Origin of the sequence: Pseudoalteromonas sp. NZS100_1 (assembly GCF_015864285.1) — a bacterium.
Taxonomy (GTDB): domain Bacteria; phylum Pseudomonadota; class Gammaproteobacteria; order Enterobacterales; family Alteromonadaceae; genus Pseudoalteromonas; species Pseudoalteromonas arctica.
This window is the reverse complement of sequence record NZ_JADYXN010000022.1, coordinates 1-14205: the sequence shown is the minus strand read 5'-3', so window position 1 is coordinate 14205 and position 14205 is coordinate 1. Positions and strand designations below refer to the sequence as shown.

Annotated in this window: 15 protein-coding genes; 9 read left to right on the top strand and 6 right to left on the bottom strand. The window is 39.3% G+C overall.

The annotated features are described in order from the left end of the window. The first annotated feature begins 64 nt into the window (after positions 1-64). From aceK to lepB, 4 genes are all read left to right on the top strand, one after another. Positions 65-1837 (top strand): bifunctional isocitrate dehydrogenase kinase/phosphatase, encoded by a 1773-nt coding sequence (gene aceK, locus I6F66_RS14455; protein ID WP_197209397.1) that lies wholly within the window; start codon positions 65-67, stop codon positions 1835-1837. Between the two features lie 64 nt (positions 1838-1901). Beyond that, the gene (locus tag I6F66_RS14450) at positions 1902-2864 is read left to right on the top strand and encodes a zinc-binding dehydrogenase (RefSeq protein WP_197179530.1); all 963 of its coding nucleotides are present in this window, start codon (positions 1902-1904) and stop codon (positions 2862-2864) included. Positions 2865-2966: 102 nt separating this feature from the next. Next, positions 2967-3221, top strand: coding sequence for a DUF2999 family protein (locus tag I6F66_RS14445; protein ID WP_002963210.1), 255 nt, complete (start codon positions 2967-2969; stop codon positions 3219-3221). A gap of 152 nt (positions 3222-3373) precedes the next feature. After that, positions 3374-4024 (top strand): signal peptidase I, encoded by a 651-nt coding sequence (gene lepB / locus I6F66_RS14440; protein ID WP_197179528.1) that lies wholly within the window; start codon positions 3374-3376, stop codon positions 4022-4024. 80 nt (positions 4025-4104) lie between these two features. On the opposite strand, the gene I6F66_RS14435 is transcribed toward lepB, so the two are convergent. The 3 genes from I6F66_RS14435 to metG all read right to left on the bottom strand — a co-directional run bounded on the left by I6F66_RS14435 (position 4105) and on the right by metG (position 7169). Then, positions 4105-4671, bottom strand: coding sequence for a bifunctional 4-hydroxy-2-oxoglutarate aldolase/2-dehydro-3-deoxy-phosphogluconate aldolase (locus I6F66_RS14435; protein ID WP_197209432.1), 567 nt, complete (start codon positions 4669-4671; stop codon positions 4105-4107). 155 nt (positions 4672-4826) lie between these two features. Then, positions 4827-5018 (bottom strand): hypothetical protein, encoded by a 192-nt coding sequence (locus I6F66_RS22575; protein WP_231611884.1) that lies wholly within the window; start codon positions 5016-5018, stop codon positions 4827-4829. 129 nt (positions 5019-5147) lie between these two features. Then, on the bottom strand, positions 5148-7169 hold the full coding sequence (gene metG / locus I6F66_RS14425) for a methionine--tRNA ligase (RefSeq protein ID WP_197179524.1): 2022 nt from the start codon (positions 7167-7169) through the stop codon (positions 5148-5150). Positions 7170-7356: 187 nt separating this feature from the next. Between metG and apbC the strand changes: the two genes are divergently transcribed. Both apbC and dcd read left to right on the top strand, forming a co-directional pair. Further along, positions 7357-8433 (top strand): iron-sulfur cluster carrier protein ApbC, encoded by a 1077-nt coding sequence (gene apbC / locus I6F66_RS14420; RefSeq protein WP_197179516.1) that lies wholly within the window; start codon positions 7357-7359, stop codon positions 8431-8433. A 6-nt stretch (positions 8434-8439) separates the two neighbouring features. Continuing rightward, on the top strand, positions 8440-9024 hold the full coding sequence (gene dcd / locus I6F66_RS14415; protein WP_197209396.1) for a dCTP deaminase: 585 nt from the start codon (positions 8440-8442) through the stop codon (positions 9022-9024). 229 nt (positions 9025-9253) lie between these two features. Here the strand turns inward: dcd and I6F66_RS14410 are convergent, their stop codons facing one another. Beyond that, positions 9254-10177, bottom strand: coding sequence for a GlxA family transcriptional regulator (locus I6F66_RS14410; RefSeq protein WP_197209395.1), 924 nt, complete (start codon positions 10175-10177; stop codon positions 9254-9256). Between the two features lie 97 nt (positions 10178-10274). On the opposite strand from I6F66_RS14410, the gene I6F66_RS14405 reads away from it, so the two are divergent. Further along, the gene (locus I6F66_RS14405) at positions 10275-10838 is read left to right on the top strand and encodes a cysteine hydrolase family protein (RefSeq protein ID WP_024592527.1); all 564 of its coding nucleotides are present in this window, start codon (positions 10275-10277) and stop codon (positions 10836-10838) included. A gap of 48 nt (positions 10839-10886) precedes the next feature. Here I6F66_RS14405 and I6F66_RS14400 read toward each other — a convergent pair whose 3' ends face one another. Together I6F66_RS14400 and I6F66_RS14395 are read right to left on the bottom strand one after the other, a co-directional pair. Further along, entirely contained in the window at positions 10887-11669 is a 783-nt protein-coding gene (locus tag I6F66_RS14400) for a CLCA_X family protein (protein WP_197209394.1), read from the bottom strand. A 20-nt stretch (positions 11670-11689) separates the two neighbouring features. After that, positions 11690-12286: a tRNA-uridine aminocarboxypropyltransferase gene (locus tag I6F66_RS14395; protein ID WP_197209393.1), complete on the bottom strand. Its 597-nt coding sequence runs from the start codon at positions 12284-12286 to the stop codon at positions 11690-11692. A gap of 137 nt (positions 12287-12423) precedes the next feature. Between I6F66_RS14395 and I6F66_RS14390 the strand changes: the two genes are divergently transcribed. Both I6F66_RS14390 and I6F66_RS14385 read left to right on the top strand, forming a co-directional pair. Next, a complete protein-coding gene (locus I6F66_RS14390) occupies positions 12424-12768 on the top strand; it encodes an Hpt domain-containing protein (protein ID WP_007582543.1) in 345 nt (114 codons plus the stop codon). Between the two features lie 105 nt (positions 12769-12873). Beyond that, complete coding sequence (locus tag I6F66_RS14385; RefSeq protein ID WP_010554238.1) at positions 12874-14091, top strand: pyridoxal phosphate-dependent aminotransferase; 1218 nt, start codon at positions 12874-12876, stop codon at positions 14089-14091. The last annotated feature ends 114 nt before the right edge of the window (positions 14092-14205 follow it).

Below are 14205 nucleotides of genomic sequence, written 5' to 3'. Positions count from 1 at the left end.
CTAAGGTGTAAACAATTAATAAAAAATAACCGCCATAACTGGCATCAATATAAGTGCTGTATTTATGCAAAATAGGCTAACAAATCAATCTAATAATGCGCTACAACGCGTTGTAGCCAGTAAGCTTGCACGATCTATTTTTGCTGGTTTTGAGGCTATGTTTTCGCAATTTTTAAATATTACACTGGGTGCACAAAGCCGTTTTGAACAACAAAAATACCATGATGTACAAAGCGCTATGCGTGAGCGTTTACAAGTGTATGAGCGCGAAGTAAAAAATGTGAGTGAAGCAGTGCGAGTTATTGCTTACGCTGAACTTACTTGCCCGCAAACGTGGCAGCTAGCTAAAAATATTTATGGCGATATGGTACAAAATCACGAAAATAAACCTATTGCGCATACCTTTTTTAACTCAACGTTTGGCGCAATTTGGGACGATAAAAAAATTCGTACTGTGCATTTGTTTGTATTAAAAGCAAAGTATCGTAGTGAGCCGCGCTCTTATGAAAGCTTAGTGAGCAGGATATCGCTACAAAACGGGTTTAATAACGCCGTTAAAACGCTTATTACTAATCAAGTGTTTAGATTGCCATTTAGTCAGTTAGCGAGCGATGTAGCCACGTTACAAAGTACATTAATGCAAGGCGCTAAGCAGCAATGCAAACAGGTGTACGAACTTATAAATTTAAACGACGGTTATATTGAATACGCCAACTCATTATTTTTTAGAAACAAAGCCTGTTATTTAATTGGGCGCTGCATTGCTAAAAATGGCGACAACATGCCTTTTGCTATCGCTATTTTAAATACCGATGAGGGACTAAAGCTTGATGCTGTAATGATGGGCGCCGATCAATTAAGTTTATTATTTGGTTTTGCGCGCACGTATTTTATGGTTGATACCGACCAGCCTGCTCGTTATGTAGATTACTTAAGCGTGTTAATGCCGCACAAACAACGCTTTGAATTATTTAACGCGATTGGTTTTATAAAGCACGCCAAAACTGAGTTTTATCGGCACAAAGTTGATACCACTAAAAATAGTCCAGCCAACTTTAAATATGTTACAGCGCCAGGTACTCCGGGCATGGTAATGCTGGTCTTTACTATTGAAGGGCTAGATTACGTATATAAAGTAATAAAAGACAAATTTAGCGCGCCAAAAACAGCTACTAAAGCACAGGTGAAAGAAAAATATAACTTTGTAAAACAAGCAGATAGGGTTGGTCGTTTGGTAGACACACACGAATTTAGATATTTAGCGTTTGATTTAAGTCGTTTTAGCGACGAACTGCTCGAGCAGATGAAAAACCAAATTGGTAGCAGTATGGTTATATCGGGCAAGGCACTTATTTTAAAGCACGTTTATGTTGAGCGTAAAATGACCCCGCTTAATTTGTATATTAACCAATGCGATAACAAAACCTTAGAAAGAGTGATGCATGATTACGGTAAAGCAATAAAGGAGCTTGCCGGCGCTAATATATTTCCGGGCGACATGCTAATGAAAAATTTTGGCGTAACGCGATGGGGACGAGTGGTATTTTACGACTTTGACGAAATTTGCCCACTGACCGATTGCAACTTTAGAGAGGTGCCACAAACCCAAAATGCACTTGAAGAGCTAAGTAGCCACTCGTATTTTGATATAGCCGAAAATGATATATTTCCGAGCCAATTTAAGGTGTTTTTTAGTGCTAACGAACTTGCGTTTAACTATTTTAATAACGAGCACAGTCATTTGTTTTTAGCGACATTTTGGGAAGGCTGCCAGCAACAAATATATAATGGCTATCTACCCGATGTTTATCCTTATAAACAAAGTTGGCGATTTTGAGGTTGTTTGAATCTGTGTTCATCCCCATCTATATGTAATTACAGTTTTTAAACTTGGAGCGACAATGAAATATATTTCTCATGAAGATGGCAATCTTGCATTTAGTGAAACCGAAAAACCGGTTTTAAAGAGCCATGAAGTACTCGTAAAAGTAGAAGCTATAGGTGTGAACCGTGCAGATAGCATGCAGCGTCAAGGAAAATACCCGGCTCCTGCGGGAGATAGCCCAATTTTAGGTTTAGAATGCGCTGGTGTAGTTAGTGATATTGGCGGTAAAGTTGATAGAGTTTGGCTTAATAAACGTGTTTTTACCTTGTGCTCAGGCGGCGCTTATAGTGAATATGTAGCCGTTGATGCAAAGCAGCTTATGGAATTACCCGATGATGTAACAATGGCTGAAGGCGCTGCAATAAGCGAAGTGTACCTAACAGCATTTGGCGCGTTATTTGAGCTTGGTAAATTGCAAAAAGGACAAACAGCACTTATTCATGCAGGTGCGAGTGGCGTAGGCGGTGCTGCAATTCAAATGGCTAAAAGCGCAGGTGCTACCGTTGTTGTTACTGCCGGTACGGATGATAAATGCCAACATGCAAAAGAACTCGGTGCCGATCATGCAATTAACTACAAAACTACCGACTTTGTAGAATACATGAAAGAACATGAGTTAACAGCAAATGCAATTGTAGATCCTGTTTCGGGTAGTTATTTAAATAAAAATGCCGCTATTGCAGCGATGGATTGCCAAATTGTTATGCTTGCATTTTTAGATGGACGTTTTGCAGAAGTGGATTTTGCCGCGCTTTTACGCAAACGTATTTCGTTTCATGCATCAACGCTTAGAAATCGTAGTATTGAGTTTAAACGCCAGGTGCGCGACGACTTTGTAGCGCGTTTTTACAATGATATTGCTACTAAAAAGTACGACTTTAACCTGTATAAAACACTACCATGGGGCGAAGCAAGCGAAGCTCACGCTATTTTAGAGCGTAATGAAAACGCAGGAAAAGTGGTTTTACTTGTAGAATAACCATGGGATGTAACACTGGGACGTGTATTGACGTTGTTAATGCATGGCTCAGCTAATATAATTTAGTAATATAAAATACGTACAAAACACACAAGGTTAAAAATGAACCCAATACTAGCAATACTTAAAGAGCACAATGTAAGCGATGAAAAAGTAAAAGCATTGTTTGAAGCGTTTACTCAAAACCCAATGATGGCAATGGCGCTTGTTCAAGAGCTTGGTATTCCGCCAGAGAAACTACAGCAACTTATGGCAGTCGTGATGACGCAACCGCATCTGATCAAAGAAGCGACTGACGAACTTGGTTTGGATTTTGAAAAAGTAAAAGAAGCAAAAGAAAAACTAAATCAACAATAATTTATAATCTAATTTTCAGATTGATCATATAGCAAGGTAAGCAACTACCTTGCTATACCCGCCGTAAACCTCACACTTTTTGTTACACTCTACATTGAACTGCTCTGTATTTAGTTAGTCATAATAATACTTAATTAACGCAGGGAAATAATATGAAACCGCTTTATAGGTTTTGGAAAAACAACCGCGCTCTTATCGTATTTATAGCACTGATGAGCGTATTTAGAAGCGCTGTAGCTGACTGGTACGAAGTGCCAACAGGCTCAATGAAGCCAACCATTCAAGAAGGCGACAGAATTTTAACGGATAAAATGGCTTACGATATCCGTCTACCATTTACGCATATAAAATTACTTAAACTAGCGGACCCACAAACCGGTGATATTATTGTTTTTGACTCACAAGCTGCCGATAACCGCTTAATTAAACGTGTAATAGGTGTACCAGGAGATACCGTTGCGCTAGAAAACAACGAGCTCATTATTAATGGTAAAAAGCTTAATTATGCAGATCAGCGAAGCAACATAGACTCGCTTGATAAAATTGAAAATTTAAACGGGCTAGAGCATTCGATAAGAGTGGCAAATATTCCTTCACGTTTATCGGGGTTTGATGCAATCACCATTCCGGATGATTATTATTTAGCAATGGGCGACAACCGCGATAATAGCGCTGACTCGCGTGTAATTGGTTTAATTCCGCGTGATGAGTTATTAGGAAAAGCAGAGCGCGTTATAGTGTCACTTGATTACGATAATTATTACCTACCAAGAAAAGAACGTGTATTGAAAAAGCTGAATTAATTAGTAATAGTTAATTTTGTATAGCGCCCAATCAAATTTATGAGCGTACATATAACTATTTTATAAATAAAGTGAACTGCCTATTTAGGCAGTTTACTTATATAGTTTTTTACAAGCTTGGTGAGATCACTACGCTCTTGTTCAGTGTTTAATACCTTACAAAAATCGCCACTGACTGCAGCGCCGCAAGCGCCTGCTTCAAACCATTGTGATAAATTATCTAAATTCACACCACCAACAGGCATTAATTGTGCTTCTGAAAATGGACCCGTTAATGCTTTAAAGTAACCAACGCCCATACTGCCGGCAGGAAATACTTTAATAATATCTGCGTTATATTCAATTGCATTTGCTACATCGGTAGGCGTTAGTGCGCCCATTAATACTGGCAAACCATGTTGGTGGGCAAGTTCGACAACTGATTTGTTGGTATTTGGCGTTACAATAAACTGTGCACCCGCATCAATTGCTTGCTGGGCAAGGGTGGTATTTATTATTGTGCCTGCACCAATAAGTGCGTTTTTATGAGCTGCACGCGCTTTTGCTATTTCTTGCTCAAAGCCAGGTGTGTTTGACGTGATCTCTAATGCGTTTATGCCCGCATTTATTAGGGCCTGTTGACCTTTCAGGATTAAAATTTGTTCAATCTAGGGGCTATTTAATCGCGGCGCGAGGTTTGTAACCTAGTGGGCTAAGTAAAAACCGAGCAACAAAGAGTAAATTGCCCCTAGGCAGAACCCTTCGGGCAGCGCCTGTTTGGCATTTATGCTGCGTTATCGCCTATTTATGGGGAATAACCACACTACATAGGCTCTGCCTTGCCTAAACACCAAACAGTCTGCTGCAAATTTAACCTCGAAAGATAAACAGGCCCTAAACAATCAATTAATGGTGCTACATCGCTTTGTTGTTTTAAGCGCAGTATGGCGACTAACTTGTGTTGCTTTATTTGGCTACTTACTTTTGTTCTGTTGGCATCTAAAATCTGGGTCATAATTACAATTCACTTTATTTAATGCAAAGGCGTTTGTATAAACGGCTAGGCTTAATATACGACTAAACATTGCTTTTGCCCATAAAAAAACCGCTGATACATCAACGGTTTTTTATAGTATGAGTAATATTACATTACGCGCATACCAGGCTCTGAGCCGTCATCTGGGTTAAGAATATAAATTTCTTTTCCGCCAGGGCCTGCTGCTAATACCATGCCTTCAGACATGCCAAAGCGCATTTTACGAGGCTTAAGGTTAGCAACCATAACGGTTAGCTTGCCTTCAAGATCCTCTGGAGCGTAAGCAGATTTAATACCCGCAAACACTTGGCGAGTTTCGCCGCCTAAATCAAGTGTTAGCTTAAGTAGTTTATCTGCGCCTTCTACGTGTTCTGCTTTAGCAATTTTGGCTACGCGTAAATCTACTTTTGCAAAGTCATCAAACTCTATTTCGTCGCTAATTGGCTCTTTTGCAAGTGGGCTGTTAGGGTCAATAGTTACTGTTGGCGCTAAGCTTTCTTTAGATTCTTCAACCATTTTGTTCACTTTATCCATTTCAACACGTTGCATTAACGGCTTAAATTTATTGATAGGGTGGCTTACTAGTGCGTTTTGAACGCCGTCCCATGCAAGGTCGTCATTTAAAAACGCTTGTACGTTATCGGCCATTTCTGGAAGCACTGGTTTTAAATAAGTAATTAAAACGCGGAATAAGTTAAGACCAAGAGAGCACACTTCGTGTGCTTCTTGTTGCTTAGTGTCGTCTTTAATTAACACCCAAGGTGCTGCGCCATCAATAAATTGGTTTGCTTTGTCGGCAAGCGCCATTATTTCGCGAATTGCACGGCTGTAATCGCGGTTCTCATAGTGTGTTGTAATGCTAGGTGCAGCCGCTTGAAACTCTGCTAACAGCTCTGGTTGCATAATAGTGCTGCTTAGCTTGCCATCAAACTTTTTAGTAATAAAGCCAGCACAACGGCTCGCTATGTTTACTACTTTACCTACTAGGTCTGAATTTACTCGTTGTGCAAAGTCTTCTAGGTTTAAATCAAGGTCAACAATACCGCTGCTTAATTTTGCTGCGTAGTAGTAACGTAAGTACTCTGGGTTTAAGTTATCTAAATACGTACGCGCTTTAATAAACGTACCCTTTGATTTAGACATTTTTTCGCCATTTACAGTCACAAATCCGTGAGCGAATACGTTAGTTGGCTTTCTAAAATTAGCGCCTTCTAGCATTGCTGGCCAAAATAAGCTGTGGAAATAAATGATGTCTTTACCAATAAAGTGATAAAGCTCAGCGTCTGAACCTTCAGCCCAAAATTCATCAAAGTTGATGCCTGTTTTGTCACACAGGTTTTTAAAGCTCGCCATGTAACCAATAGGTGCATCTAACCAAACGTAGAAGTATTTGCCTGGTGCATTTGGAATTTCAAAACCAAAGTAAGGCGCATCACGGCTAATATCCCACTGCTGCAAGCCATCGGTAAACCATTCGTCTAGCTTGTTAGCCATTTCTTGTTGAATAGTGCCCGAGTGTAACCACTCTTTTAGCATGCCTTCAAATGCTGGCAGGTCAAAAAAGTAATGTTCAGAATCTTTAAGTACAGGCTCTGCACCTGACATTACAGAACGCGGATTAATGAGTTCGGTAGGGCTGTATGTAGCACCACACGAATCACAACTGTCGCCGTTTTGGTTTTCAGACTTACACGTTGGGCAAGTACCTGTTACAAAACGATCGGGTAAGAAAATACCTTTTTCAGGGTCGAATAATTGCGAAATAGTGTGCTTTTTAATATGACCGGCATCGTTTAGGCGGTTATAAATAAGTTCGCTTAATTCTTTGTTTTCTTGGCTGTGCGTGCTGTGGTAGTTATCAAATTTGATATTAAAGTCAGCGAAGTCGCGTTGGCGCTCTATGCTCACTTGTTTTACCATTTCTTCAGGCGTGATCCCTTGCTTTTGCGCATTAAGCATAATTGGTGTGCCGTGGGCATCGTCTGCGCAAACATAATAAGCTTCGTGGCCCTGTAGTTTTTGAAAACGTGACCAAATATCAGTTTGAATATATTCCAATAAATGACCTAAGTGAGTAGGGCCATTTGCATAAGGTAATGCGCTGGTAATCAGGATCTTTCGCTGCGTCATAATCATTCCGAATTGAGGATAAAACGCCGTTTTTATTATACAAACGGCAATTATCATTAATTTATCTACAAGCTATTTGCTTAGAGTGCACACAGCTTATGGATTTTTATTAATTGACTGGTGTTAATGCCCTGAATGTTACATAATTCCGTGGCACTTTTCATCAAAGAAACGCTATTTAATTGCTATGTTTGGACTGTCGAAACTATTCTCTTCTAAATCGGTGCAAAAACAACCGATTATTACTGCCTTAGCGGCATACCGTAGTGCGGCTTTTGCCGTGGGTATTGACGAAAGCTTCATTGATACTATTACTCAAAATGACGATAAATCACTACACATTAAATTAACCTTACCATTTGCTGGGCAATCAGAAATGCCTTTAGTTGAGCAACACGTAAGTGAAAGCTTAAATGTGGCTGTAACAATTAGCGCCAAGGTTATCATTAAAGAGGCGGCTAAATTTAAAGCGATTAAACATATTGTACTTATTGCCTCAGGCAAAGGAGGAGTAGGTAAGTCGACTACTGCCGTTAACTTGGCGGGCGCCCTTAAAAATGAAGGCGTAAAGGTCGGTATTTTAGATGCTGATATTTATGGGCCGTCGATTCCAATGCTTTTGGGCTTGGTGGGCGCAGAGCCCGTCACTAAAGATAACAAACAGCTACAGCCTTTTGATGCAAACGGCATTAAAGCGCAGTCAATTGGCTTTTTAGTCCCAAGCGATGACGCCACCGTATGGCGCGGACCAATGGCTTCAGGCGCGCTGAGCCAGTTACTTAACGAAACCGATTGGGGCGAGCTTGATTATTTAATTGTAGATATGCCACCGGGCACTGGTGATATTCAACTTACAATGAGTCAAAAAGTACCAGCGAGCGGCACTGTTATTGTCACTACGCCGCAAGACTTAGCCCTTGCCGATGCGCAAAAAGGCATTGCCATGTTTAATAAAGTAAACGTGCCAGTGCTTGGTTTAATTGAAAACATGAGCCACTTCATTTGCAGCCATTGTGGTGAAGCTAATCATGTATTTGGTAAAGACGGCGCACAAAAATTGGCGCACAAGCATGGCGTGCCCGTACTTAGCCATATTCCTCTTGCTATAGATATTCGAGAATACTCTGAGCAGGGCAAACTTATTGCCAATGATAACGACGCCGCAATAAGCAAAACATACAGCGCAGCAGCGAGGCTTATAGCCAGCACGCTCTATTATCAACAGCATCACAATCCGATTGAAATTGTGATTACAGAAGATTAATAAATAATGAGACTTTCAGACACACATATTAATGAATACTTAAACGATGGCCGCATTGTTATTGAGCCTGCACCTACAAGCGATATGATTTCAGGTGTTACTGCCGATTTACGCTTAGGTAATAAATTTAGAACCTTTAATGCGCACAACGCGGCATACGTCGATTTGAGTGGTCCAAAAGATCAGCTAAATAAAGCCATGGAATCAATCATGAGTGAAGAAATAGTGCTTGATGAAGGTGAAGCATTCTTTTTACACCCAGGTGAACTTGCTCTAGCTATTACACACGAAAAAGTAACTCTGCCAGCAGACATAGTAGGTTGGTTAGATGGACGCTCATCGCTAGCACGTTTAGGTTTAATGGTGCATGTAACTGCGCACCGAATAGATCCAGGATGGAGCGGTAATATTGTGTTAGAGTTTTACAACTCAGGTAAATTACCACTGGCGCTTCGCCCACTGATGAAAATTGGTGCAATGAGCTTTGAAATGTTATCGGGCCCGTGTGAAAACCCATACAATATTCGTAAAGATGCTAAATATAAAGATCAAAACAGTGCAGTTGCAAGTCGTATTAGTGACGATAAGTAATCACCAAATATAGACATTACTCATCTATTTTATGAAGCGCGTAACCCAGTAGTTCAAAGTACTGGTTAAGCGCTTCATTTGCTTTATTAAGCGGATACAACAAGTTTACTAAGTATAAAAGTGAAAGCTTTGTACCTTTAATTCAATAATTAGAATAATAGCCATTTATTTTAATAGTGAAGTGAGAACACAACGGTAATTAATGGCTCTTCTCTTTGGTATTATCTATTTAAACAAACCTTTCTTTAAACGCTGTAGGGCTTAACCCTATTGTTTTAATAAATACTTTGCGAAAACTGTTTACATCATCATAGCCAATATTTAGAGCTACTCGCTCAAAACTGTGAGTGGTCGATTCTAATAGCTCACATGCCTTTTGCACTCTTATTTTTTGAATATACTGTATCGGCTTTAATGTTGTAGCATGGGTAAATTTTCTAAGAAATGTTCGTTCGCTCATACAGGCCAAAGCAGCTAACATGGAGACATTCAGTTTTTTATTATAATTTGCTTGAATGAAGTGCTGAACTTGTAGTATTTGTTTATTCCCGTGATTAAGTTTTGGCGAAAAGCTGCCATAATAGCGTTGTTCTCTTTTACCCGTATCAACGATAAGAAACTTGCCAAGTGTACGCATAACGTGTGGTTTTGTGAATTGAGCAACGATTTCTAGCCCTAGATCAATCCATGACATTAGCCCTCCTGCGCTAATAATATCACCGTCATTAATTAGTAAACTTTCAATCTCAAGAGATACTTTGGGGAATGCCTCATGAAATTCATCAGCTAATTGCCAATGTGTTGTAGCAACTCGATTATTTAATAAACCGGTTTTGGCAAGTATAAATGCACCAGCGCAAGCAGAGCATAATATAGTCCCTTTTTGATGAGCCTCGTTGAGATATTGCAACAATTTGGGTTGAGGCATGTAGTAGTAATCACCATCTAAGGTTGGTGGAAGAATAATAATATCACTTTGGCTCATCCCATCTAAGTCTATATCGGGCTGAATGACCCTAACAGAGAACTTAACTTTAAGCTGGCTTTCTACAACTATCCTGTTTGCTAAAAAAAATAACTCTTTAAAGCCTTGTACTGCACTTTGTAAGGCGTTGGGGTAGTCGATAATTGTGATCTGAACATGCTTTGTCATTTTTAAACTGATTTATGGCTATTTCGCCATCGGTGTAATGGATTGATGTTTTGCATAATAGTCTCAACAGATAACCTAAACAACATGAGAGATTATTATGTCTAACATAGCATTACTACTTATTGATTTACAAAACGATTATTACTCTACATTCGAGGGAGCTAAATGGCCTTTATCTGGAACTGAAAAAGCCTCAGAAAATGCAGCAATATTACTAGCTCAATTTCGTGATAATGGTATGCCTGTCGTTCATGTTCGTCATGAGTTTCCTTCTGACGAGGCTCCGTTCTTTGTGCCTAACTCTGATGGTGCGAAAATCCATCCTACGGTTACTCCAATTGAAGGTGAGCCGGTCGTTTTAAAGCATCAAATAAATAGTTTTCGCGATACAGATTTACAAAGAGTACTAGAAGAGCTCAACGTTGAAAGGTTGATTATTGTTGGTGCTATGAGCCATATGTGTATTGATGCTGTCACTCGTGCTGCAGTAGATTTTGGCTATGAATGTCATGTAGCACATGATGCTTGTGCTACATTAGATCTTGAATTTAATGGGGTGGTAGTATCTGCACATAATGTTCATCATGCATTTATGGCTGCATTGAGCTTTGGTTATTGTAATGTTCAGAGCACAGACAAATTACTAGATTTAGTTCGCTAACCATTAGTACAGGTAATGGTTTAGCTAAGCATCACTTTAAGAGCTGATTTAATCCATTTTATGAAGCGCATAACCCAGTAGTTCAAAATATTGGTTAAGCGCTTCATTTGCTTTATTAATATGCTCGATATTTGGGTATATTAAATTACTACTTTTTAAGCCTCCCACTAAAAAACTATTTTTTATACTTGAATGCCGTTCAATACAGGCTTCAAAACAGCGAGCTGCAAGCTCTTCCGGCATGCTCATATAATTCATATTGTGAGCTTTATCGTGTTCTATACACGTTTGTACAAAGTTATTTGCATCAACGCCGTGCTCATCTAAAAATACATGTTTATAAAAACTGTTCAAAGTATTATTAAGTGGGTGCGATAAATTAGGCGTGTTTGAGAGCCATAATTTTGAGGCGAAACCAAATCGGGGTTTAGCTGCAAATAAATGCTCACTTATGTGATGATCAAACGCGTGAAACCATTCATGAGCAAGTGCGCCACCGCCGGCATTTTTTGCAAGAGCAAGCGTTTGAGAAGCCGCATTATAATGTGCTTGCACACCTTTTTGACCGCCATGACCAAATGCAAAATTAAGCTTGCCGCGCAGGCCAATCGCTTTAGGCGGTAAATGCAGTATTTGCGCAAGGTCTGCCAGTGCATCGTAAATTAAATTAGCACTAATATAGCGCTCTTCTTTGGTTACCCATTTACCAACGACCATTGATCTAAAACCAAAGGTATCTCTTATATCGCTAAAATCGACTTGATCTTCAAAGCGATAATCGGGGCCTTGGCGAGTAAAGCCACGTTTTAGTCTGTTTGGGTAACTACGCATTTAAGTTTATGGCACCGTATTTAATCTAAGTAACGTGCTTTTACGTGCTCGGGCATGTGTTGGGTTTGTTTTTGTATTAATTCATCAAGCACATTATAAAGTGGGGCTGGGTCTAGCTGCTCTATAAGCAGTAAACTGTGCGCTACGGCTTCAAGTGTTGAAAGACTGTCGGCCCGAGGAGCTTTGCGAATAGCATAACGATTTTTAGGTAACTGTTTAAAACTGACCGTTTTGAATTGATTTAGCAATGTGGTGAGCTGCAAAATTTTGTAGGCTTTTTTCCATGTACCATCAACCACGATTAAATGGGTGATGTTTTTTATATTAGATTGCTCAGCGCTATCGTCTAAATTAATAGCGTTTTCGTTAGGGTAGAGCAAAACAGTTGAGCTTACGGGCAGTGATTTAAGAATAGAAAAGTCGTCATTATTTTCGCCTTTGACTATTTGGCAATCAGTTAGACACAAATTGAGTAGTTTAGCGGTATTTTTTGCTATTTTTTCTTCGCTTGGGTGCTGTAGAATAATAACCTTAACTTTGTTGTTTATATTTGTAATTGCGCTGCAAATACAGGTGTTAAGTGCAAAGTTACAATGATTACAAAGTGTGCGTGCCATTTAATAAACTTTTTGTTGCCAGTATGATCCTCGCAATTATACATTTATGAGGTAATTAAGTTGGTTTTTTTTACGCATCAATATAAAGTAGTACTATTAAACTGTAATTTACATGGATTGTTTTAAGGGCTTAAAATATGACAGAAATAAATATTGATACATCAGCATTAGAGAGTATGGAATCGTTATTGGGTGAGCAGTTTGCTGATACACTTGATTTTTGCTGCTCGGAGTTTGAGCGTTTAGGCTCTGAAGTTTTAGCAACCATTGGAAAAGACAGAGAAGCGGCGATTCGTCATTCTCATAGCTTAAAATCTAACGCTGCTCAGTTTGGTGCTTCAAGCCTTGCTGAAGTATCTCGCGTTATTGAACAAAATTTAAACCTAGATAACTTAGCTGAAGCCATCGACGCATCTAATAGCTTAATGGCTCAAGTAACAGGCTCTCAAGCTAAGCTAAATGAATGGTTAGCATCTCGTTAATTATTGAAACTGAAACGTGAATTTATTTCAGTATTAAGCGTTTAAATAGGCTGGCATTTTACGCCTTTACTAGGTTAGTCTAAAGACTCACTAGTCGAGGTAAAAATGTCTGATATTAAAAAGAGTCACAAATTAGAAGGTGTATGTTATGACATTCGTGGGCCGGTTTTAGCGCAAGCTAAAAAAATGGAAGACGAAGGTCAAAAAGTATTAAAATTGAATATAGGTAATCCGGCTGCTTTTGGTTTTGATATGCCAGAGGACATGCACCGAGATATTATCCGCAACTTATATTCAGCCCAAGGTTACTGTGACTCTAAAGGCCTCTATTCTGCCCGCGTGGCTATTTATCAACACTATCAACAACGTGGATTACATAATTTAGATGTAGATAACATTTATATTGGTAATGGCGTAAGCGAACTTATTCAGATGATCACCCAAGCGCTATTAAATAATGGCGACGAAGTGCTTATTCCTGCTCCAGATTATCCACTTTGGACTGCTTCGGTCACGTTATCGGGTGGTAATCCCGTGCATTATTTATGTGATGAAGAGCAAGATTGGTTTCCGGACATTGCAGATATAAAAAGCAAAATAACATCTAAAACTAAAGCTCTGGTATTAATTAATCCTAATAATCCTACTGGTGCGGTTTACAGTGATGATTTGTTAATGCAATTAATTGATATAGCGCGTGAACATAAACTGCTGTTATTGAGCGATGAGATTTACGAAAAGATTTTATACGATGGTATAACGCATACTTCAATCGGCTCACTTTGCGACGATGTGCCTATTATTACTTTTAATGGTTTAGCAAAAACATACCGTGCAGCGGGGCTGAGAATGGGGTGGATGGTTCTAAGCGGTCGTACCTCGGTAATGGATGATTTACGCAAAGGCCTAGAAATACTTTCATCTATGCGTTTGTGCGCCAATGTACCTGCACAGTATGCGATTCAACAGGCTTTGGGCGGCGTGCAATCAATTGATAGTCTAATAAACCCGGGTGGGCGCTTATATGAGCAGCGTGATATTGCATGGCGTGGATTAAATGATATTGAAGGCATTAGTTGTAAAAAACCTAAAGGCGCACTCTATGCGTTTGCCAAAGTAGATACAGCACTTTTTAACGTCAAAGATGATGAAAAGATGATGTACGATTTGCTAAAAGCCGAAAAAATATTACTTGTGCATGGCAGGGCGTTTAATTGGCCAGATCCTGATCATTTTAGGTTGGTCTTTTTACCAAGCAAAGATGATTTATCGGATGCGATGTTAAAAATGAAGCGCTTTTTTAAAGACTATCGCCAAGTATAGTTATTAAAAAATAATAAAAAAACGAGCCAAATTTGGCTAATGCCAGTCAGTTAAGCTGACTGGCATTTTTCTTTTTATGGGGATACTTAGATGGTTTTGGCTTAACCCATCTGG

Excerpts from the sequence above, each read along its gene's own strand:
- I6F66_RS14450 (WP_197179530.1), top strand. The coding sequence starts at position 1,902 with ATGAAATATATTTCTCATGAAGATGGCAATCTTGCATTTAGTGAAACC.
- I6F66_RS14405 (WP_024592527.1), top strand. The coding sequence starts at position 10,275 with ATGTCTAACATAGCATTACTACTTATTGATTTACAAAACGATTATTAC.
- lepB (WP_197179528.1), top strand. The coding sequence starts at position 3,374 with ATGAAACCGCTTTATAGGTTTTGGAAAAACAACCGCGCTCTTATCGTA.
- I6F66_RS14385 (WP_010554238.1), top strand. The coding sequence starts at position 12,874 with ATGTCTGATATTAAAAAGAGTCACAAATTAGAAGGTGTATGTTATGAC.
- I6F66_RS14410 (WP_197209395.1), bottom strand. The coding sequence starts at position 10,177 with ATGACAAAGCATGTTCAGATCACAATTATCGACTACCCCAACGCCTTA.
- metG (WP_197179524.1), bottom strand. The coding sequence starts at position 7,169 with ATGACGCAGCGAAAGATCCTGATTACCAGCGCATTACCTTATGCAAAT.
- I6F66_RS14395 (WP_197209393.1), bottom strand. The coding sequence starts at position 12,286 with ATGGCACGCACACTTTGTAATCATTGTAACTTTGCACTTAACACCTGT.
- aceK (WP_197209397.1), top strand. The coding sequence starts at position 65 with ATGCAAAATAGGCTAACAAATCAATCTAATAATGCGCTACAACGCGTT.
- I6F66_RS14445 (WP_002963210.1), top strand. The coding sequence starts at position 2,967 with ATGAACCCAATACTAGCAATACTTAAAGAGCACAATGTAAGCGATGAA.
- apbC (WP_197179516.1), top strand. The coding sequence starts at position 7,357 with ATGTTTGGACTGTCGAAACTATTCTCTTCTAAATCGGTGCAAAAACAA.
- I6F66_RS14400 (WP_197209394.1), bottom strand. The coding sequence starts at position 11,669 with ATGCGTAGTTACCCAAACAGACTAAAACGTGGCTTTACTCGCCAAGGC.
- I6F66_RS14390 (WP_007582543.1), top strand. The coding sequence starts at position 12,424 with ATGACAGAAATAAATATTGATACATCAGCATTAGAGAGTATGGAATCG.
- I6F66_RS22575 (WP_231611884.1), bottom strand. The coding sequence starts at position 5,018 with ATGACCCAGATTTTAGATGCCAACAGAACAAAAGTAAGTAGCCAAATA.
- dcd (WP_197209396.1), top strand. The coding sequence starts at position 8,440 with ATGAGACTTTCAGACACACATATTAATGAATACTTAAACGATGGCCGC.